This window comes from Stenotrophomonas sp. PS02298, from assembly GCF_029959445.1.
In the GTDB taxonomy this organism is placed as follows: Bacteria; Pseudomonadota; Gammaproteobacteria; order Xanthomonadales; family Xanthomonadaceae; genus Stenotrophomonas.
Genome location: NZ_JASCOR010000336.1, coordinates 1 through 542, shown reverse-complemented (window position 1 = coordinate 542; position 542 = coordinate 1). Strand labels below are relative to the sequence as shown.

At 63.1% G+C, this 542-nt stretch carries 1 protein-coding gene; it reads left to right on the top strand.

Annotated features, from left to right (window positions below; genetic code table 11):
- The coding region (locus tag QMX78_RS21500) for an EF-Tu/IF-2/RF-3 family GTPase (RefSeq protein ID WP_282273494.1) at positions 1–542 on the top strand (542 nt) is incomplete at both ends.

Genomic DNA, 542 nt, shown 5'->3' with positions numbered 1-542 from the left:
GTGTTCCTGAACAAGGCCGACATGGTTGACGATGCCGAGCTGCTGGAACTGGTCGAAATGGAAGTCCGCGAGCTGCTGAGCAAGTACGACTTCCCGGGCGACGACACCCCGATCGTGCACGGTTCGGCTCGTATGGCGCTGGAAGGCGACCAGAGCGACATCGGCGTGCCGGCCATCCTGAAGCTGGTCGATGCACTGGACAGCTGGATCCCGACCCCGGAGCGTGACGTCGACAAGCCGTTCCTGATGCCGGTGGAAGACGTGTTCTCGATCTCGGGCCGCGGCACCGTGGTGACCGGTCGTATCGAGCGCGGCGTGATCAAGGTCGGCGAAGAAATCGAAATCGTCGGTATCCGTCCGGTCCAGAAGACCACCGTCACCGGCGTGGAAATGTTCCGCAAGCTGCTGGACCAGGGTCAGGCAGGTGACAACGCCGGTCTGCTGCTGCGCGGCACCAAGCGTGACGACGTCGAGCGTGGCCAGGTTCTGGCCAAGCCGGGTTCGATCAAGCCGCACACCCAGTTCGAAGCCGAAGTGTACGT